19 protein-coding genes are annotated in these 19710 nt (G+C 33.3%); 9 read left to right on the top strand and 10 right to left on the bottom strand.

What is annotated here, in order from left to right:
• Positions 1-2031 (bottom strand): DNA translocase FtsK 4TM domain-containing protein (locus tag ACIQ0D_RS05605; RefSeq protein WP_395803590.1); only part of this gene is annotated, 2031 nt, incomplete at its 3' end.
• 256 nt (positions 2032-2287) lie between these two features.
• On the opposite strand from ACIQ0D_RS05605, the gene ACIQ0D_RS05600 reads away from it, so the two are divergent.
• A complete protein-coding gene (locus tag ACIQ0D_RS05600) occupies positions 2288-2935 on the top strand; it encodes an ankyrin repeat domain-containing protein (RefSeq protein ID WP_395803588.1) in 648 nt (215 codons plus the stop codon).
• Positions 2936-2991: 56 nt separating this feature from the next.
• Here the strand turns inward: ACIQ0D_RS05600 and ACIQ0D_RS05595 are convergent, their stop codons facing one another.
• The 3 genes from ACIQ0D_RS05595 to pyrF form a co-directional block, all read right to left on the bottom strand.
• The gene (locus ACIQ0D_RS05595) at positions 2992-3213 is read right to left on the bottom strand and encodes a PspC domain-containing protein (RefSeq protein ID WP_395803586.1); all 222 of its coding nucleotides are present in this window, start codon (positions 3211-3213) and stop codon (positions 2992-2994) included.
• A complete protein-coding gene (locus ACIQ0D_RS05590) occupies positions 3185-4498 on the bottom strand; it encodes a DUF2851 family protein (protein WP_395803584.1) in 1314 nt (437 codons plus the stop codon). The genes ACIQ0D_RS05595 and ACIQ0D_RS05590 overlap by 29 nt, the downstream gene beginning before the upstream one ends.
• Before the next feature lie 80 nt (positions 4499-4578).
• The gene (pyrF, locus tag ACIQ0D_RS05585; RefSeq protein WP_395803582.1) at positions 4579-5412 is read right to left on the bottom strand and encodes an orotidine-5'-phosphate decarboxylase; all 834 of its coding nucleotides are present in this window, start codon (positions 5410-5412) and stop codon (positions 4579-4581) included.
• Between the two features lie 237 nt (positions 5413-5649).
• Here pyrF and rho point away from each other — a divergent pair, with 237 nt between their 5' ends.
• Together rho and pssA are read left to right on the top strand one after the other, a co-directional pair.
• Positions 5650-7272 (top strand): transcription termination factor Rho, encoded by a 1623-nt coding sequence (rho, locus tag ACIQ0D_RS05580; protein ID WP_395803580.1) that lies wholly within the window; start codon positions 5650-5652, stop codon positions 7270-7272.
• A 36-nt stretch (positions 7273-7308) separates the two neighbouring features.
• Positions 7309-8010 (top strand): CDP-diacylglycerol--serine O-phosphatidyltransferase, encoded by a 702-nt coding sequence (gene pssA / locus ACIQ0D_RS05575; protein WP_395803578.1) that lies wholly within the window; start codon positions 7309-7311, stop codon positions 8008-8010.
• A 16-nt stretch (positions 8011-8026) separates the two neighbouring features.
• Here the strand turns inward: pssA and ACIQ0D_RS05570 are convergent, their stop codons facing one another.
• Together ACIQ0D_RS05570 and folK are read right to left on the bottom strand one after the other, a co-directional pair.
• Complete coding sequence (locus tag ACIQ0D_RS05570) at positions 8027-8413, bottom strand: Hpt domain-containing protein (protein WP_395803576.1); 387 nt, start codon at positions 8411-8413, stop codon at positions 8027-8029.
• Between the two features lie 15 nt (positions 8414-8428).
• Entirely contained in the window at positions 8429-8926 is a 498-nt protein-coding gene (gene folK / locus ACIQ0D_RS05565) for a 2-amino-4-hydroxy-6-hydroxymethyldihydropteridine diphosphokinase (RefSeq protein ID WP_395803574.1), read from the bottom strand.
• A 74-nt stretch (positions 8927-9000) separates the two neighbouring features.
• Between folK and sppA the strand changes: the two genes are divergently transcribed.
• The 4 genes from sppA (at position 9001) to ACIQ0D_RS05545 (ending at position 13996) form a co-directional block, all read left to right on the top strand.
• Complete coding sequence (gene sppA, locus ACIQ0D_RS05560; RefSeq protein WP_395803572.1) at positions 9001-10770, top strand: signal peptide peptidase SppA; 1770 nt, start codon at positions 9001-9003, stop codon at positions 10768-10770.
• A gap of 71 nt (positions 10771-10841) precedes the next feature.
• Positions 10842-12530 carry a helix-hairpin-helix domain-containing protein gene (locus ACIQ0D_RS05555; protein ID WP_395803570.1) on the top strand — a complete coding sequence of 563 codons (1689 nt, stop codon included), beginning with the start codon at positions 10842-10844 and terminating at the stop codon, positions 12528-12530.
• Positions 12520-13497: a glycosyltransferase family 9 protein gene (locus tag ACIQ0D_RS05550; RefSeq protein WP_395803568.1), complete on the top strand. Its 978-nt coding sequence runs from the start codon at positions 12520-12522 to the stop codon at positions 13495-13497. The genes ACIQ0D_RS05555 and ACIQ0D_RS05550 overlap by 11 nt, the downstream gene beginning before the upstream one ends.
• Entirely contained in the window at positions 13490-13996 is a 507-nt protein-coding gene (locus ACIQ0D_RS05545) for a SixA phosphatase family protein (RefSeq protein WP_395803567.1), read from the top strand. Before ACIQ0D_RS05550 ends, ACIQ0D_RS05545 begins: the two co-directional genes overlap by 8 nt.
• Positions 13997-14000: 4 nt before the next feature.
• Here the strand turns inward: ACIQ0D_RS05545 and dprA are convergent, their stop codons facing one another.
• The 4 genes from dprA to ACIQ0D_RS05525 all read right to left on the bottom strand — a co-directional run bounded on the left by dprA (position 14001) and on the right by ACIQ0D_RS05525 (position 17504).
• On the bottom strand, positions 14001-15095 hold the full coding sequence (dprA, locus tag ACIQ0D_RS05540; RefSeq protein WP_395803566.1) for a DNA-processing protein DprA: 1095 nt from the start codon (positions 15093-15095) through the stop codon (positions 14001-14003).
• A 72-nt stretch (positions 15096-15167) separates the two neighbouring features.
• Positions 15168-15794, bottom strand: a complete 627-nt coding sequence (gene rsmG, locus ACIQ0D_RS05535; protein ID WP_395803565.1) for a 16S rRNA (guanine(527)-N(7))-methyltransferase RsmG — start codon at positions 15792-15794, stop codon at positions 15168-15170.
• On the bottom strand, positions 15784-16398 hold the full coding sequence (locus ACIQ0D_RS05530; RefSeq protein WP_395803564.1) for an RNA polymerase sigma factor: 615 nt from the start codon (positions 16396-16398) through the stop codon (positions 15784-15786). Before ACIQ0D_RS05530 ends, rsmG begins: the two co-directional genes overlap by 11 nt.
• Positions 16389-17504, bottom strand: a complete 1116-nt coding sequence (locus ACIQ0D_RS05525) for a glycosyltransferase (protein WP_395803563.1) — start codon at positions 17502-17504, stop codon at positions 16389-16391. Before ACIQ0D_RS05525 ends, ACIQ0D_RS05530 begins: the two co-directional genes overlap by 10 nt.
• Before the next feature lie 153 nt (positions 17505-17657).
• Between ACIQ0D_RS05525 and tgt the strand changes: the two genes are divergently transcribed.
• Both tgt and ACIQ0D_RS05515 read left to right on the top strand, forming a co-directional pair.
• Positions 17658-18788 carry a tRNA guanosine(34) transglycosylase Tgt gene (tgt, locus tag ACIQ0D_RS05520; protein WP_395803562.1) on the top strand — a complete coding sequence of 377 codons (1131 nt, stop codon included), beginning with the start codon at positions 17658-17660 and terminating at the stop codon, positions 18786-18788.
• A 3-nt stretch (positions 18789-18791) separates the two neighbouring features.
• A partial coding sequence (locus ACIQ0D_RS05515; protein ID WP_395803561.1) for an LptF/LptG family permease occupies positions 18792-19710 on the top strand: 919 nt, incomplete at its 3' end.

Genomic DNA, 19710 nt, shown 5'->3' with positions numbered 1-19710 from the left:
AGGAAAATTGGCTTTAATTGTCCCAGTAATAATATTAACTGATGGTCGCTGAGTGGCAATCACTAAATGAATACCTACGGCACGGGCTAACTGAGCAATTCTAGCAATTGGAGTTTCAACTTCCTTACCTGCTGTCATCATCAAATCAGCAAACTCGTCAATAATTAATACAATAAATGGCAGGAATCGATGACCTTCATTTGGATTTAATTTCCGACTAATAAATTTCTGATTATACTCCTTTAAATTACGTACATGGCCATTTTTTAAGAGATCATAACGATTATCCATCTCGATACATAGCGAGTTTAAAGTTGTAATAACTTTTTTAGTATCGGTAATAATGGCATCTGCCTCACCTGGCAATTTGGCAAGAAAATGTCTTTCAATTTTCCTAAACAAAGTTAATTCAACTTTTTTAGGATCAACAAGTACAAATTTTAATTGCGACGGATGCTTTTTATAAAGCAATGAAACCAATATCGCATTGATACCCACAGACTTACCTTGACCTGTAGCACCAGCGACAAGCAAATGTGGCATTTTTGCTAAGTCGGCAATATAAACCTCATTTGAAATTGTCTTTCCAAGTGCAATTGGCAAGTCCATCGTAGTATTTTGAAATTTCTCAGTTGCCAATACAGAACGCATGGAAACCATTTCCGGATTCTGATTTGGAACTTCAATCCCAATGGTACCTTTTCCAGGCATAGGAGCAATAATACGGATTCCTAGTGCGGCCAGACTCAAGGCAATATCATCTTCAAGATTTTTTATTTTAGAAATTCGAACTCCTGGAGCAGGAATAATTTCATATAAAGTTACTGTGGGACCAATGGTAGCTTTGATTTTATCAATTTCAATATTGTAGTGGTTGAGGGTTTCCACAATCTTGTTCTTATTGGCTTCTAGTTCCTCAGCATTTACAGCTATTTTATTAGAACCATGGTTCTCTAAAAGATCTAAAGTTGGATATTTATAACTCGATAAATCTAAAGTAGGATCATACATCCCAAACTGTTCTACAAGCTCAGATGATTTTTGTTCTTCTTCCGTTTTTTCTATACTCAATGGCGGAGATACATTTAAATCTTCATTTACTAATTGAGCTGTTTCAAAAGGAATATCATTTGAAGGAGTTAAAGTTACTGCTTGATGAACTTCTGCATCAAGCTCAATAGATTCCTTGACTGGTTCCTGACTTAAAATCGTGTTTATTGGCCTTGATTGCCCTGGCTTATTTGGTAAATTAAACTCAACAGGGTCATAAATAACTTCTTCCTCCAATTGAATGTCAGCATCTGAGGTGTCAGGAACAACATATTTGGGCTCTAAATTACGCTCAGGCAGTTTGAAATCAATGTTATAAGCAATAATTAAAACACTTAAACCTGCAAAAGCAAGTAAACCAGCAATTCCTGCATTTCCAATTTGGGCTTGCAATAATCTGTTTGTCCAAAATCCAAATTCACCTTCTAAAAAATGAGGATAATCAATGATAAAAGAATGAAAAAAGGCAAAACTGATAGAAATAAATAATAGCAAAAAAAGTGAATAGGCTAATGTTTTTGAAACTGAAAAAAGCTGAACTTTAAACAGCATTCTATAACCTAGAATAAAGAAAACACCAATAAATATAAATGATGCGATTCCAAACCACTCATAAATAAATTGATGTGATAAGAGTGCTCCAAATTTACCTAACCAATTCTGTACAATTACTTGATTTACACCCGATTCGGTCAATTCCAGCTGAGTTTTCCATAAATTAGACCATCCCCCATTTGCATCTAAAACATAGCTTTGATCATCTTCCCAAGTAAACAAATAGGAAGTAAAAGCTACCATAAAATATAGGGACACGATTAAAAAAAATAAGCCAATTATTTTAATCGTACGGTCATCATTAAACTTAAACTTTGGTAGAACTTCTGTTTTTTCATTCGAACTCGCTTGATTCGAGGTCGATTTAGAATTAGGTTCGTCACGAAAAGTGTTTGAATTCCTGAATTGATTTCCTTTTAGGGGCATTTGGTAAATTTATAAATAAAGACAAATATAATGTTATAAAGAATATTTGAATAGGCAGAATTAGTATCATCAATAATAATAAGGAATTATGACTTTCCAATATTATATTGAAGAATTTATTTTTAAATCCGTGATAAAAATACGTGTTATTTTTTTGATAATATTTTCTACCTAAAAAATGGTTTAAAAACGATGACCTTAGATATTTTTTTTTAATTTTAATTATATCTAATGAAATTCAATTTTATTTAAAAATATGAGTCAGGCTTTATTGGAGGAATATATTGAAACTGGCAATATAATTGAACTAAGTGCACTTTTAAAGGCACAACCTCAGCTTGCAATCCAAAAAACAAGTCAGCATGTTTCCCCAATTATGCTAAGCTCTTATTATAAAAAACCTGAAATTGCTGAAATTTTATTTAATTATAGCCCTAATATCACTATTTATGAAGCCGTTGCGCTCAATAAATTAGATATAATTAAGGATGCTTTAAATATAAATCCGACGATAATCAATGAATTCTCCGACGATGGCTTTAGCTTGCTTTATTTAGCAAGTTACTTTGGAAATGAAAATATTACGCATTTACTGCTTCTAAAAGGGGCTAATCCTAATATTCCCTCTAATAATGTCTATCGCATTTACCCATTACATATAGCTGTAGAAAATAAATTTACAATGATTGCTAAAATGTTAATTGAAGGTGGTGCAGATTGCAGCTTTACACAGTTTTCAGGGATTAGCCCCCTACATTTGGCCGCTAAAAATGGAAATATCGATTTACTAATTGTTCTTCTTGAAGCTGGTGCTAATGTAAATATTAAAAATCATGATGGTAAAAGTCCGGCAGATTTAGCCCTAGAAAACGGTTTCAACGAAATTTCGAAAATACTGTCATAAGTATTTAAATAGAGCAATAAATTATTATTTAAAAATCTTAAGATTATGTAAATAAATTAAAAATCCCAAACCCTGGCTCTAATTCGCTTTACATAATTACGAATATCGAGTACAAAAGCAGCAAATACATAAAATACAAGGGGGAATCCAACCGCCAGAAAAGAGGAATATATGAAAAATAATCTAATTCTTGAAATAGAAATATTAAAACGCTCTCCAAGGTAAGCACAAACACCAAATGATTGTTTTTCAAAAAATGTTAGAAACTTTTGCAGCATTATTTTTATTCAATAATATTTTAATTCCAATTCCACAAGATAAACATTTCTTTTGATCACAGTAAGTTTTTTTTAACTGAATTAGCGCCTGACTTTGGGCAGCGTTTTCAGGAATCAAATTCATTTGTATAAAACGTTTTATAAATCCATTCTCTTCTGGACCAATATTTTCTAACAGATTTATACCTTTATTTATGTATTTCTTGTCGCCGTTAAGAAAACCATATGCAAAGGAAAATATTGCCACAGTATTTATAAGTATATTATTTATGGCTTCATCTCCCAATGTTGTTGAAGATTTGCGGCATTCTTTACCAAAGCGATAGTGAGTATCCCAATAGCTATTTAAAGGTAGATTTTTGAAAACTTTAAAAATATTTTTAATATTATTTTCCTCATTAATTTTAGAAAAAAGATGATTGGACTTTAAAACCAATGCTGCAAATTGAGCAAGCCTCAAGCTCGGGAAATTACGAGGCCTGAGTCTCATATATTTCCATAGATATTTATCAATCGATTTTAAACCATGTTTTTTCTTCAAAAATCGATACTCCTGCATGATAGTATTAGGATAAGATTCCTTAAACATCTCATTTAAAAATCCTGCTTGGCCAAAGACTAAGGCTTCAATTTGGGTAGGTTTGTCTTTATATTTAGCTAATAATTTTTGTGGTAAAGAACGCGCGAGCATTTCAAAAGGGAGTGCATTTGTTTTAAAGCCAAAATTGCGTGCAAGCATAATGTAAAAGGCATCATCCCAACTACCCGTATATTCTTTTAAAAGTTCATTTACTTGAATTGATTTTTCTTCCAAACGTTCAATTAATATTCTAGAAAGCCAATTTTTAATAATGAAAGGCTCTATGATTGATAAATGCTTTTCACAAGGAATCCATGTCATTTCAGCCATTAAGTCAGAATAATTGAGAATAAGTTCTTTAGAAATTAAATCTTTAACCTCGAAAACAGGTATTTCAGTACCATCACTGCGATAAATAGTCTGATCATGAACAGACACCACATGTAAAATTACATTTTCGTAGGCTGGATCAAACTGATGTTGATGTCGATTCCAATCAGAAGATCGAATATGAATTTCAACATTTCCAGCCCACAATGTATCACCTATCTTAATTTTAGCGCTTTCAAAATCAGGGCCCGCATTCATATTGTGCAAACCAACATTGAGAATTTCTAATGCTTCGCCTGCAACAGTTTTATAATTCAGCTTGTTAAATAAACTGTACTTCCATAAATAATGATAAAAATCTTCTGGTAATGTCATATTTCAAGCTAGCACAATTACATAATGCAGCAAAAAAATATGATTAAACGGCAGTTTTTAGACAATTAATGGTAAAATACCTAATTTAGTAAACCGATTCCCTCTAAAAGAACTTCCATTTCTGATTGAAGTTTCTTGGCTTCTTCTCTAGCACGTTCTGCAAAATCATGACCTGAAGAAGCGAAAATAATAGACCTCGACGAGTTGATTAGTAGTCCACAACTCTTAGATAAGCCATATTTACAAACCTCCTGTAAGCTTCCACCCTGCGCTCCTACACCTGGAACAAGTAAAAAATGATCAGGGGCATATTTTCGAATTGCTAAAAACTCTTCAGCTCTAGTAGCGCCAACAACGTACATCATTCTGTCGTTTCCTGCCCATGAATTAGCTTTTTGAATAACATTTTCGAATAAACGACCTTTTTCGGTTTCAATAAATTGAAAATCTTTTCCTCCTTCGTTTGATGTTAATGCTAAAAGTATAACCCATTTATCATCAAAAGCTAGAAATGGTTTAACTGAATCACTTCCCATATATGGTGCAATGGTTATAGCATCAAAGCTCATTCCAGAAGAAGAATGATCAAAAAATGCTTTAGCGTACATGGTTGAGGTATTTCCAATATCTCCGCGCTTAGCATCAATAATTCCTAAACAGGTTTTTGGTATATAATTGGAAGTCCCAATTAAACTTTGCCAGCCTGCAATGCCTCTACTTTCATAAAAAGCACTATTTGGCTTATATGCCACGCAAAGATCATGAGTAGCATCGATAATACGCTTATTAAACTCTAATACTGGATCCTCAAAATCGAGTAAGAACTCTGGAATCAGATTAATGTCTGTATCAAGACCTACACATAAGAAAGATTTCTTGATTTTTATTTGCTGAATAAGCTGCTCTCTAGTCATTTTAATAGCTGAATTTGGACGAATTTAAAAAAAGATGCAGTCTTTGAATAAAAAAAGAATTAAAATTTTGTTTTTTTTCTTTTTATTCCATAAAATTGTAGTGTTATCTCATTTTATCCCTGAATTCAGGAAATCACAATAATTTTTTGTATCTTTATAATTCCATTAATTCTTGTGCTGCCATTCTCCAGGATAAATTTACTAAACTAAAATCCCAATAAACATAAACCATATTTAATGCTGGATAGTAATAAATTGAACGATAAGCTCGTTTCCGAGCTACGTGAAATTGCTCAAACCTTAGGTGTAGAAGATACTGATACATTACGTAAGCAGGATCTGATTAACAAAATTCTCGAACAAGCAGAAGTACCTTCTGTTGAGGGGAGTACTGAAATTGAAAATCCAATATCAAATTCAAATGATATAGATTCAAAGCCAAGAAAGCGACTTCGTACTACAAAACCTTCCGGGGATAATAAGCAGCATAAAGAGGTTCATTTAGATAATACCAGAACATTTGACTTCCCTGAAGTAGAAGAGGATATTGTTTTAACAGAATCTTCAGAACCTAAGATTGAAGTTTTAGCCTCAGAAAACCCTTTAACTGAAGCAAATGTTCAGCTTAATGAAACAAAAAATCCGTCGGAGTCAAATGAGGTTAAAAAGTTTGAACGTAGACCAAACCCTAACAATCCAAAACAAAATCAAAGAAATCAAGATGCAACTGCATTAAACATGGATTTTGACAATGTTATTGTTAATGAAGGTATTCTAGAAATCATGCCTGATGGATATGGTTTTTTAAGGTCTTCAGATTATAATTACCTTTCATCACCAGATGATATTTATGTTTCTCAATCGCAAATAAAACTTTTCGGATTAAAAACCGGTGATACTGTAAGAGGAAGTATTCGTCCACCAAAAGAAGGCGAAAAATATTTCCCATTGGTACGTGTTGAAGCTATCAATGGAAGAATTCCTGCTGAAGTCCGCGATAGAGTACCTTTCGACTACCTTACACCACTTTTTCCAACAGAAAAATTAAATCTTTTTGTTGATACTGGAAATCATTCTACGCGAATTATTGATCTTTTCACACCAATTGGTAAAGGTCAGCGTGGTTTGATAGTAGCACAACCTAAAACAGGTAAAACAATGCTACTTAAGGATGTAGCCAACGCCATTGCAAAGAATCATCCAGAAGTGTATCTCATCATTTTATTGATTGATGAGCGTCCGGAAGAGGTTACAGATATGGCAAGAAGTGTACGTGCAGAAGTTGTTTCATCAACATTTGATGAACCCGCTGAACGACATGTTAAAATTGCCAATATCGTTCTTGAAAAGGCAAAAAGAATGGTTGAATGTGGCCATGATGTAGTTATTCTACTCGATTCAATCACTCGTTTAGCGCGTGCTTATAATACTGTTGCACCTGCATCCGGCAAAATTCTTTCGGGTGGTGTTGATGCTAACGCATTACATAAGCCTAAGCGTTTCTTTGGTGCAGCTAGAAATATTGAAGATGGTGGTTCTTTAACCATTTTAGCGACTGCTTTAACAGAAACTGGCTCTAAAATGGATGAGGTTATCTTTGAAGAGTTTAAAGGCACTGGCAATATGGAATTGCAATTGGATAGAAAACTGTCTAATAAGCGTATTTTCCCTGCAATCGACCTTACCGCTTCAAGTACTCGTAGAGATGATCTTTTATTAGATAAAGACACACTACAACGTATTTGGATATTGAGAAATCACTTAGCAGATATGAATTCACAAGAATCTATGGAATTCTTGCAATCACAAATGCGTGGAACAAAAACCAATGAAGAATTCTTAATTTCAATGAATTCATAATTTTAAGGAAAGAAATAAAACATCAACGATATTCTGATGAAACAACATATCCCCAATGCAGTTACTTGTCTAAATCTTTTTAGCGGCTGTTTGGGGATTGTTTTTGCATTCAATGGAAACCTAGTTTTTGCAAGTTATGCCATATTAATTGCAGCAGTTCTCGATTTCCTTGATGGAATGTTGGCTAGACTATTAAAAGCTTATTCAGAACTTGGAAAACAATTAGATTCACTTGCAGATATGGTGAGTTTTGGGGTTTTACCGTCCGTTATTATCTACCATCTTTTTTTAAGCTCCGCAGAAATTACATCACTTAGCCTCATCAGTTACTCTGCTTTTATTATTGCTGTTTTTTCGGGATTAAGACTAGCAAAATTCAATATCGATACACGTCAATCTGAGAATTTTATCGGATTACCAACACCTGCAAATGCATTATTAATTGCATCTTTTCCATTCATGATGGAAGAAAATAATTCAATATTTATGAATTATATCATGAATCCTTATTCTTTATTACTTTTTAGCCTAATAATGAGTTTTTTATTGATTTCTGAAATACCACTCATCTCTTTAAAATTCAAAACACTCCGCTTTTCAGAAAACACATTTCGCTATATTTTAATAATTAGCTCAATACTTTTAATCTTATTACTTCAATTTGCTGCTGTTCCAATAATTCTAATTTTATACCTTTTAATATCTATTTTAGAGTTTAGAAAAACAGTAAAAGTTTAGATTAGAAAAGGTATTGTCAGACAGATTTCTCTAAGTCGGACTTAATAATTGCTAGCTTCACAAAAAGAGTTTTACTCATGTCTTTTAAAATCTTAAATGATGGCGGTATAGCATCTAAATTCTCAAGGTTTCTAGCATTCATCTCTATTTCAGCCATACTTTCCATTGCCGATTGCACTCCCATAAATGTTAAACTTGGTTTTATTTTATGCGCCATTTCAGCAGCATCTGCCCAGTTTTTATCTATGATAAATCGGTCGAGCTCCTCAAAATAATCAGGAATCTGTGACAGAAACAGATTAATAATATCAATCATGAACTCCGTACTTCCACTAGCAATCCCTCGAAGGTAAGATAGATCTAATTCAAAATCTGCGTTATTATTGCTTGAATCTTTTGACATAAAATAAATATAAAACTAAAATTCAACTTTTTCCACTGAAAGATTATCATCCAAATCATGAAGTAATTGACTAACACTTTTTGATAGTTCTGGATGAATTAAGTTAGGAGCAATCTCATTTAAAGGCATTAGTGTAAACCTCCTGAGATGCAAATAAGGATGTGGTATGACTAAATCAGCTTTATCAATTACCTGATTATCATAAAATAATATATCTATATCAATTATTCGAGAGCCCCATTTCTCGATCCGCTCACGACCTAGTTTTTTTTCTATGCTTAATATTGAATTCAATAATGCTTCAGGATTAAGCTTAGTTTCTACATGAACTACTTGGTTCAAAAAATTTGGCTGATCTATCTTTCCCCAAGCTGCAGTTTGGTATAAAGATGATTTAGCTTTAACATAACCAATCTCCTTTACAATTTCAATTATGGCATCTGAAATATATTTTTTGCTGTTACCAAGGTTGCTACCAAGAAGAATATAAGTATCAAACATATTATTTTTCACAATTATGTAACAATTTGCCACAAACTAAATCTGTATATTTGTAATATTACATAGATAATGTATTTAAAGGTTATATGAAAGATTTTTTCAAATTTGTTTTTGCTTCTATGATCGGTTTTATCCTGTCATTTTTCGTAGCTTTTTTACTTCTTATTGCGATTATTGGTGCTCTTGTTTCATCTGCAGGCAATGAAGGCAAAGTTAGCATCGCCTCCAATAGTGTACTTCATGTAAGTCTTGATTATCCAATTGCAGAAAGAACTGATAAAAATCCATTTGCGGAATTAGATCTCTTCGGACTTGAAAGCAAGAAAACTTTGGGGCTTAATGAAATATTGGCAAATATTAATGAAGCTAAAACCGATGATCGTATTAAAGGTATATACCTTGATGTGTCTTCATTAAGTGCTGGAATGGCAACAATTGAAGAAGTTCGTAATGCATTAATAGATTTTAAGAAAAGTGGTAAATTTATTATTGCTTATAGCGAGGTTTATTCTCAAGGAGCTTATTATTTGTCTTCAATAGCAGATAAAATTTATCTCAATCCCGAAGGAATGATAGATTTCCGTGGATTAAGCTCTGAAATCATGTTCTTTAAAGGTGCTCTGGAAAAATTAGATATTGAAGCCCAAATTATTAAAGTTGGAACTTACAAAAGTGCCGTCGAGCCTTTTATTTTAGACAAAATGAGCGAACCTAATAAACAGCAGGTAAGTTCATTCTTAGGTTCAATGTATGATCATCTTCTTTCTGAAATATCCAAAAGCAGAAAAATTTCAAAAGAAAGCTTGTTTTCAATCGCTGACAGCGCGAAAATAAGAGCTCCAAAAGATGCATTGACTTTTAAAATGGTCGATGGACTTAAATATAAAGACGAAGTATTAGATGAATTGAAAAAACTTACAAAAATTGATAAAAAGAAAGATATAAAATCTGTAAGCCTTGAAGATTATACTACAAAAGAAGAAATAAAAGAAGAATCATCAAAAAATAGGATTGCCGTTATTTATGCTAATGGCGAAATAATTAGTGGTGAAGGTGATGATGAAACCATTGGTTCAGAAAGAATATCTAGAGCCATTAGAAAAGCGCGTACCGATGATAAAGTTAAAGCAATTGTTCTTAGAATAAATTCTCCGGGAGGTAGTGCTCTTGCATCCGACGTGATTTGGAGAGAAACAGTATTGGCAAAGAAAACCAAACCTGTAATTGTATCAATGGGCGATGTAGCTGCTTCTGGAGGTTATTATATTGCATGTGCAGCCGACTCAATTTTTGCACAACCTAATACCATAACAGGTTCAATTGGAGTGTTTGGTATTATTCCTAACATGCAGAAATTTTTCAAGAATAAACTTGGGATTACGTTCGATGGTGTAAAAACAGGGAAATTTGCTGATTTAGGATCAATTAGTAGACCTTTAACTGAGGGTGAAAAAATGATTATCCAACTAGAAGTAAATAAAGTTTATGACACTTTCACTAAAAAGGTTGCAGATGGACGAAAAAAAGATCAAAACTATATTAATAGCATTGGTCAAGGAAGAGTTTGGAGTGGAACAGAGGCACTTAACATAGGGCTTGTAGATAGGTTGGGAAATATTAATGATGCTATTGCATCAGCAGCTAAAAAAGCAAAGTTAAAAGATTATAAAATTGTTGACTATCCTGCACAAATTGATCCATTTACTGCACTTTTCGACAAATCAGGTGATCAGGTAAAGGCCTATTTTGTGAAAAGAGAACTAGGCGACAATTTTATGTACTACGAACAAATGAAGTCGGCTCTTAATTTATCAGGGGTACAGGCGCGTGTACCTTATAACATACAAATTAGATAATTCGTATAAATATTTTATTAAATAAAAGAAACCCTTCCCTTTTCAGGGAAGGGTTATTTATTTTTGTGGATATGGAAAATAAAATCATTGCCCGAACACTAAGATTCTTAAGCTCATTGCTTGAATTACACAATGAAAACCCATTTAAGGTGCGTTCCGTGGCTAATGCAGCATTTAAAATAGATAAACTCCCCTATCCTATTGATACTAAAAGCCTGACAGAGCTAGAACAGATTGAAGGTCTTGGTAAAAGTATTGCAGCAAAAGTTGATGAATTTGTTAAAACCAATTCCATTGAAGAACTGACCGAACTTTTGAATAAAACCCCAGAAGGCATCATTGAAATGATGCAAATCAAAGGTATCGGCCCTAAAAAGATTCTTACAATTTGGAAAGATTTAGGCATAGATACCGTGGGTGAATTGTATTATGCATGCAATGAAAACCGCTTAATTGAAGCTAAAGGCTTTGGTTTAAAGACACAAGAAGAAATTAAAAAAAATATTGAATTTAGCATCGCTAGTAATGGACGATTTCTTTATGCAAAGATTGAATTACTTGCAGAGGAGCTCTTAATAAGCCTTAAAAAGGAATTAAAAACGGAAGATATCCATTTCACAGGACAATACCGTCGTAAATGCGAAATTATTGATGAACTTGATTTCCTAATTATCGGTGTAAACAATGAGTTGCTATTTGAAAAGATTAGTTTACTGGGACTTGAAAAAACTGATAGTAGTACTTATAAAGTCCAATGCAAAACTGAATCAGGATTAAAAATAGGATTTTCATTCTGTACTAAAGAGGATTTCGGCAAAGAACTTATACTAAAAACAGGCAATGACATACATGTAGAAAATCTGTTAAATTTAATTGAAGGACATAATTTAAAGAATAAATCGGAAGAGCAGATTTATGAATTGGCAGGCTTAGAGTTTATAGTTCCTGAATTAAGAGAAGGCACAAATGAAATCGAATTAGCAATATCTAAAAAGCTACCTAAATTAATCCAGTACACCGATCTTAAAGGAAGTTTACACAACCATAGTACTTGGAGTGACGGAATTCATACTTTGGAAGAAATGGCTCTCTATTGCAAAAATGAGCTTAAACTAGAATATTTTGGTATTTGCGACCACTCAAAATCAGCTTTTTATGCCAATGGATTAAATGAGCTGCGTGTTGTAGCTCAGCATCGAGAAATAGATGAATTGAATAAAAAACTTGCTCCATTCCGTATATTTAAAGGTATTGAATCAGACATTCTTTATGATGGTTCTCTTGATTATTCAGATGAGGTGCTTTCTAGCTTCGATTTTGTTGTGGCATCAGTCCACTCTATTTTGAATATGAATGAGGAAAAAGCTACTGAAAGATTATTGAAAGCAATTGAAAACCCATTTACTACAATTTTAGGACATCCAACTGGAAGATTATTATTGAGTAGAAGTGGATACCCTATCGATCATAAAAAGGTAATTGATGCTTGTGCAGCAAACAATGTCATCATTGAGATTAATGCAAATCCTCTTAGACTTGACCTCGATTGGCGCTGGCATCAATATGCCATATCAAAAGGTGTACTTTTATCTATAAACCCTGACGCACATCGTGTTGAAGGTAATTTAGACATGAAATATGGGACATTAATTGCGCGAAAAGGTGGATTAAGTAAGCTAAACTGCCTTAATGCGATGAATTTAGAGCAAATCAGAAAAATTTTTGAGCAACAAAAAACAAAGCATAAACTTGGAAAATAAGAAACTTAAAATCCTAATTATACGATTTAGCTCAATTGGTGATATTGTGCTAACAAGCCCTGTTATCCGATGTTTAAAAGAACAAATTGAGGATATAGAAGTCCACTATTTAACAAAAAAATCATTTGAGCAGGTTTTATCTGCTAATCCTAATATTGACAAATTGCATTTTCTTGAAAATTCTCTTAGCGACTGTATTTCGGAGCTTAAAAAAGAGAATTTTGATCATATAATTGACCTTCACCACAACTTAAGGACATTAATCATTAAAACACGACTTGCTAAACACTCAAAATCATTTGATAAGTTAAATTGGCAAAAATGGTTATTAGTTAATTTCAAGAAAAATTTACTTCCCAAAATACATATCGTTGATAGGTATCTTAAAACTGTCGAGTTTCTCGGGGTAAAGAATGATAATAAAGGCCTAGATTATTACTTAAATGGAAACTATGAGCTAGAAAGTCTATTACCTAACTCACATCTTAAATATATTTCAGTAGTTATTGGCGCTCAACATGGAACAAAACGCCTTCCAGCTGAGCGATTGATTAAACTGTGCAGCAATATTAATCACCCGGTGGTTCTTTTGGGAGGTCCAGAGGATGCTGAACGTGGAGAAATAATCTCCAAAACAGTTGGGGATCATGTTTATAATGCTTGTGGTAAATTCAAACTCGACCAAAGTGCATTTCTTATTAAAATGTCTGAAAAAGTAATTAGTCATGATACCGGACTGATGCATATTGCCGCTGCCTTTAAGAAGCCTATTTTATCCATTTGGGGTAATACGGTTCCAGAATTTGGGATGTATCCATATCAAGTAGATGAATCAAGGATTTTTGAGGTTTCGGGACTAAATTGCAGGCCATGTTCTAAAATTGGCCATAATACTTGTCCGAAGGGCCATTTTAAATGCATGAATAGCATAAATCTACCCGAGTTAATAAAAGTAGCAAATGCCTAAAAATTTATTACTAATCAGACATGCTAAATCAGGATGGGATGATTTATTGTTACCTGATTTTCAAAGACCATTAAATGAAAGAGGGCAGAAAAACGCCCCTGAAATGGCCCAAAGAATGATAAAAAGACAGTTAATCCCACAACAATTAGTTAGTAGTCCCGCTTTAAGAGCATTAACAACAGCCAAAATTTTTGCTTCTACATTCAAAATTGAACACTCAGAAATTATCCAAGAAGGTGAAATTTATGAGGCGCATAGTCAAACTTTATTGGAGGTGGTAAATAATCTTGATGATTCTTCTGAGTTTACAGCCTTATTTGGCCATAATCCAGGCTTGAGTGATCTGGCTAACTATTTTTGTGATGAGCAAGCATTCACCCTTCCTACTTGCGGTATAATATTAATGACATTCCCTTTCGATAAATGGCAAATGCTGAGCAAAGGTACGGCTGAACTTATATTTTTCGACTACCCTAAAAATATTTCTTCACTAGTATAAAATTTCAAACAAGCTTATAAACCTTCCCTGGCAAGGAAATTAAAATTCCCTGCATCTCCATACCTAATACGGTATGAACCAATTTACTTTGTTGAAAACCCGTTAAAAAGGATAATTCATCAATAGCTAGGCTACCTTTGTTAGAAAGTATCTTAGCAATGATTTCTTCATCACCTGACAAATTAATTGGTAAGCTTAATTGAGTTATTGTACTCGTATCAACTTCAGTACTCCATCCCATAATATACTCTATATCAACAGCTTTAGTAATCAAATTTGCTCGATTTGTTTTAATTAAATGATTGCATCCGAGGCTAAATTCGTCATTAATCCTACCAGGAAAAGCAAAAACATCTCTATTGTATGAATTAGCAAGCTCTGCAGTTATTAAAGCGCCACCTTTTATACTTGCCTCAACAACAATGGTAACATCACATAAACCGGCTATAATTCGATTTCGCTTTGGAAAATTTTCACGATCTGGAATTGTACCCGACATAAACTCAGTCAATAAACCGCCACAATCAAGCATTTTTTCAGCCATACTTCGATGCTGAGCAGGATAAATACGATCAAGACCATGCGCAAGAACACCTATAGATGGAATTGCTAATTTATGAGCCTCTTTATGAGAAGCGAAATCAATTCCATAGGCTAAACCACTAACTATTAATGGATTATGTTTCTTTAAATCAAAGATCAAACTTTTACAAATCTCTTTACCGTACTCTGTTGCATTACGAGTTCCAACAATACTGATTATTTTAGTACTGTTTAAATCAGCATTACCCTTAAAATAAAGCATTACAGGTGCATCAGCACAGTTTTTAAGTCGCTTAGGATAATCCTTATCAGTAAGAAAATAAGGCCTAATTTTATATTTCTCAATAAATTTTAGCTCATCCTCAGCGAATCTAAACACTTCATGATTTAAGATTAGTTCCTTGGTTTTGGGACCAATACCAGGCACTTTACTAAGTTGTTTGCTTTTAGCTTTAAATATTTCTTCCTCATTCCCAAAATAACTTAGAAGATTACGGGCGAGTACTGAACCTATACCTGGAAGGCAAGAAAGGGCTATTTGATGAAATAATGACATCCCAATAAATGTTAAAAATTAAAAAAATCCAATATTTAACAGCATTTGGGGTGCCGTGCATTCAATAAAATATTAAGTTGGAATATAAACCACGTATTTCGTATCGAAATATTCTTCTTTAAAATAGTTTGGCAGTGGAATTAATTCAACTTTTAATCCAGACTCTTCAATTTCCTGCTGAAGATCGCCTCCCTTAAGGTACAATATACCATTTTGGAGCTTATTTAAAGATTTTTTCTCAAATTTTCCTTTTATCCATGGATAAAAATCAGATAATCGAGTTACCGCTCTAGAAACAATAAAATTAAACTTTTCGTCGATTTGCTCTGCCCGAGCATGAGTTGCTCTAACATTTTTCAAACCTAATGCAAGCGATACCTCTTGCACTACTTTTATCTTCTTTCCAATAGAATCAACCAAATGAAAATCGGTATCAGGAAACATAATAGCCAAAGGGATACCTGGAAAGCCACCACCGGTGCCAACATCTAATACTTTTTCACCAGGAAGAAAAGAAATAACCTTCGCAATAGCCAGAGAATGAAGAATATGATGCAAATAAAGCATATCAATATCTTTTCTTGAAACAAGGTTAATTCGGGCATTCCAAAATCGATAGAGCTCATCAAGAGCATCAAATTGATCTTTTTGGGTCTGACTTAGGTCAGGAAAATACTGCTTAATTATATCAGAAGTCACTTCTTAAATTTTTCTTATTACGATTTAAAATATTAGCCATTAAATCTCTGGCGCGAAAAAGCTGAGCCTTAACTGTCCCTATTGGAATGTCCACTTGCTTGGCTATTTCTTCATAGGAAAGCTCTTCATAATACCTTAAAATAATCAAAGTACGGTATCTTAAAGGCAGTTGTTCAACCATGTTCTTTAATTTCTCACTTTCCTGCTTTCTAATAGAAGTCTCCTCTGGATTCAATCCTTCAGCACGAACTTGTAGATATTTATCCTCCCCCTGTTCTTCAGTTAAACTATCAAGAGAAACTACATTAAGTCTTTTTTTTCTAATAAAATCAATGCTATTATTAGTTGCAATTCTAAACAACCAAGTACTGAAAGCATATTCAGGCTTATATTTTTCTAAATTTTCAAATGCTTTTGCAAAAGTCTCAACTGTAAGATCCATTGCATCATCTTTATTATTGACCATTTTTAGGGCCATAAAATAAATAGAATCCTTGTACCTCTGCATAATTTCTGCATAGGCCTTTTGATCTCCTTCCTTTGCTTTGGAAACAAGATTAAAATCGTTTCTGGCATTTGCCGAGAAATTAGGATTTACTTCCATTCAACTTTCTTCCTAAATATGGATATTAAGCTTAATAGCATGATATAAATGTAATAAATGAAATCAAAAACAGGCAAGAACCAAATAAGGTCAATGTATTTCAATTTCTTTAATACAGGAATATAAACAAAAATTTGGCAAATTAAACGGATAAAAAATACAGAAGCAATAATCCACCAAGGGCCTTTTACGAGTATGAGTGCAATTAAAGCTGTATAAAACAATAATCCAGACAGCACTTGAAAGCTTAACATTCTCTTATGTTGATTTTTATATGCCTTTCCAGCTCCCTGATGCCTAATTTTTTGTGAAAAATAGGCAGAAAGAGACTTTTTAGGTTCAGACCATATAAGCGATTCTGGATGTATTTCAATCTTAGTATTTTGACTATTTGCATTTTGATTAACAAATAAATCATCATCACCAGATAAAATATGCATGTGAGAAGCAAAGCCTTTTCCTTTAAAAAAAAGCGATTTTTTATAGGCCATATTTCGGCCAACACCCATGTATGGAATTCCTCTTAAAGCATAAGAAAGATAACTTAATGCGGTAAAAAAGGTCTCAAATCGAATGAATTTATTTAACAATCCTCCTTTAATCTCATAAGGTGAATATCCAAGCACAATATCCGTTTGATCGCTGAAGTTACGCTGCATAAGGCTTAACCAATTTTCTGATGAAGGGTAGCAATCGGCATCAGTTAAAATAAGATTTTCATTTTTGGCAGCTTTGATTCCTAAGGTAAGAGCAAATTTCTTACCATGCTTAAATCGCGGATGATCATTAATTGTTACCGTTTTAAGATTTTTATGTTCCAATGATAAGTCTCGCAAAAACCATTCAGTACCATCATTTGAGCAGTCGTTCACAACAATTACTTCAAAATCTGGATAATTCTGTCCTAGTATGGATGCAAGATTTTTCTTAAGGTTTTGGACTTCATTTTTTGCACAAATAATTACAGAGAGTGGCAAATTAGTCTGTGAATTTAAGTCAGGCGCCTTAAAAACAGCCAATTTCCGATAAACTACTAAAACATAATAAAGTTGAAGTAATAAACAAATGTGTAAAATAACAACAATAGAGATATACAGATAATCCACGCCTTAAATCATAATTTAAATCTTGTAAATTTCTGATTTTTCACCGAACTATTGGCATTAATTATAAAATAAAAGAAATATACTACTCTAAATTTAAGCTTAGCACGGGAGCAGTTTATATTTTGCTATTTTTGCCTGCATTATAAAGGATCAATGAAATTTAAACTAGAGGCAGAAGATAAAAATTCGAAGGCACGTGCAGGTGAAATAACAACTGCTCACGGTGTGATACAAACCCCTATTTTCATGCCGGTTGGTACTGCAGGTTCGGTAAAAGCGGTACATCAGCATGAACTTGCAAACGATATTAAAGCCCAAATTATACTTGGAAATACGTATCATTTGTATTTGCGCCCGGGACTAGAAACCTTGCAATTAGCAGGGGGACTACATAAATTTAATGGTTGGGATAAACCACTTCTTACAGACAGCGGAGGCTATCAGGTCTATTCTTTGTCGGGTGTGCGAAAAATAAAAGAAGAAGGTGTAACATTTAGATCCCATATTGATGGATCCAAGCATTTATTCACACCCGAATCGGTAATGGATACTCAACGTATTATAGGTGCGGACATCATCATGGCCTTTGATGAATGTACACCCTATCCATGTGAATATGGTTATGCTAGAAGATCGATGGATATGACACACCGCTGGCTGAAACGCTGTTGCGATCGATTTGACACTACTGATCCTATTTATGGATTTGATCAAACATTATTCCCAATTGTACAAGGATCTGTATATAAAGATCTTAGAAAACAATCGGCCGAAGTAATTGCTTCATTTGAACGTGAAGGTAATGCCATTGGTGGTTTATCTGTGGGTGAACCAGCAGAGGATATGTATGAAATGACCGAAATTGTTTGCGATATCCTTCCCAAAGAAAAACCAAGATATTTAATGGGTGTAGGGACTCCAATTAATTTATTAGAAAATATTGCGCTCGGTATAGATATGTTCGACTGTGTGATGCCAACCAGAAATGCTAGAAATGGTATGCTATTTACTAAAAACGGAATCATAAACATTAAAAATGAGCGTTGGAAGAATGATTTCTCTCCAATTGAAGAAGATAGCGATCTTTTTGCTGATAGAAATTATACTAAGTCTTATCTTAGACATTTAACTCATTCAAAAGAAATTTTAGGAGCACAAATTGCTACTTTACATAACCTGCACTTTTATTTATGGCTTGTGAATGAAGCAAGAGCAAAGATAATTTCTGGAGAATTTACAGAATGGAAAAATAAAATGGTTGTTAAATTAGCGCAACGTTTGTAAGATATGATCACTATAATTGACTGGTACATCATAAAAAAATACCTAGGTACATTTTCATTTACCCTAGCCATTTTTACTGTGATTATTGTCATTTTTGATGTTTCTGAGAAACTTGACGATTTTTTGCAACATCAGGCGCCTATCTCTGAAATAATATTTAGCTATTATGCCGGTTTCATTCCTTTTTATTTAAACTTTCTTTCTCCACTTATAAATTTCATTGCTGTTATTTTTTTTACGGCAAAAATGGCTGACCAGACCGAAATTGTACCCATTTTAAGTAGTGGTGTTAGTTTTAAACGATTCCTTCGCCCCTATGTAATATCTTCAACGGTTATTTTTTTAGTCACTTTAATCTTTAACCTTTTCATTATTCCTGAAACTAACCAGTTAAAAATTGATTTTGAAAACACCTATATAAATCCGAAGGCAGATAATTCAAAGATGTTTACGCATATGCAAATTGATAAGAATAGCTACGTTTACATCGAAAATTTTGATAATAACCAAAAAATAGGCTATAAATTTATTCTGGAAAAATTCTCAGGAGATAATTTAAAAGAAAAGCTAACAGCAGATAAAATCACATGGGATTCGCTTAAATCAAAGTGGAAAATTGAGAATTATTCGCTTAGAAAAATAGACGGCTTGAGGGAAAGTATGAGTTCTGGAACTATCAAAGATACTACCCTTGATATGCGCCCAAAGGACTTTGAAATATATGATAATATATATCAGGCGATGAATATGCGTGAATTAAACGACCGCATCAAGAAGGAAGAAATTAGAGGTACTGGTGTGATGGTAGACCTTCAATTAGAAAAATATAAGCGCTTTGTTTATCCATTATCAGCCTTTATTTTAACACTCATGGGAGTATCTTTATCTTCTAGAAAAGTACGTGGCGGCATTGGATTACCAC

The sequence above is a fragment of the Daejeonella sp. genome (genome assembly GCF_044342615.1).
Taxonomy (GTDB): domain Bacteria; phylum Bacteroidota; class Bacteroidia; order Sphingobacteriales; family Sphingobacteriaceae; genus Daejeonella.
Note: the sequence above shows the minus strand (reverse complement) of the source record. Positions and strands in the feature narration are given on the sequence as shown.

What these genes read in the sequence shown, in the direction of transcription:
- sppA (WP_395803572.1), top strand. Translation starts at nt 9,001, where the DNA reads ATGAAAGATTTTTTCAAATTTGTTTTTGCTTCTATGATCGGTTTTATC.
- ACIQ0D_RS05545 (WP_395803567.1), top strand. Translation starts at nt 13,490, where the DNA reads ATGCCTAAAAATTTATTACTAATCAGACATGCTAAATCAGGATGGGAT.
- pyrF (WP_395803582.1), bottom strand. Translation starts at nt 5,412, where the DNA reads ATGACTAGAGAGCAGCTTATTCAGCAAATAAAAATCAAGAAATCTTTC.
- ACIQ0D_RS05555 (WP_395803570.1), top strand. Translation starts at nt 10,842, where the DNA reads ATGGAAAATAAAATCATTGCCCGAACACTAAGATTCTTAAGCTCATTG.
- dprA (WP_395803566.1), bottom strand. Translation starts at nt 15,095, where the DNA reads ATGTCATTATTTCATCAAATAGCCCTTTCTTGCCTTCCAGGTATAGGT.
- rho (WP_395803580.1), top strand. Translation starts at nt 5,650, where the DNA reads ATGCTGGATAGTAATAAATTGAACGATAAGCTCGTTTCCGAGCTACGT.
- ACIQ0D_RS05595 (WP_395803586.1), bottom strand. Translation starts at nt 3,213, where the DNA reads ATGCTGCAAAAGTTTCTAACATTTTTTGAAAAACAATCATTTGGTGTT.
- ACIQ0D_RS05590 (WP_395803584.1), bottom strand. Translation starts at nt 4,498, where the DNA reads ATGACATTACCAGAAGATTTTTATCATTATTTATGGAAGTACAGTTTA.
- ACIQ0D_RS05570 (WP_395803576.1), bottom strand. Translation starts at nt 8,413, where the DNA reads ATGTCAAAAGATTCAAGCAATAATAACGCAGATTTTGAATTAGATCTA.
- ACIQ0D_RS05600 (WP_395803588.1), top strand. Translation starts at nt 2,288, where the DNA reads ATGAGTCAGGCTTTATTGGAGGAATATATTGAAACTGGCAATATAATT.
- pssA (WP_395803578.1), top strand. Translation starts at nt 7,309, where the DNA reads ATGAAACAACATATCCCCAATGCAGTTACTTGTCTAAATCTTTTTAGC.
- ACIQ0D_RS05530 (WP_395803564.1), bottom strand. Translation starts at nt 16,398, where the DNA reads ATGGAAGTAAATCCTAATTTCTCGGCAAATGCCAGAAACGATTTTAAT.
- tgt (WP_395803562.1), top strand. Translation starts at nt 17,658, where the DNA reads ATGAAATTTAAACTAGAGGCAGAAGATAAAAATTCGAAGGCACGTGCA.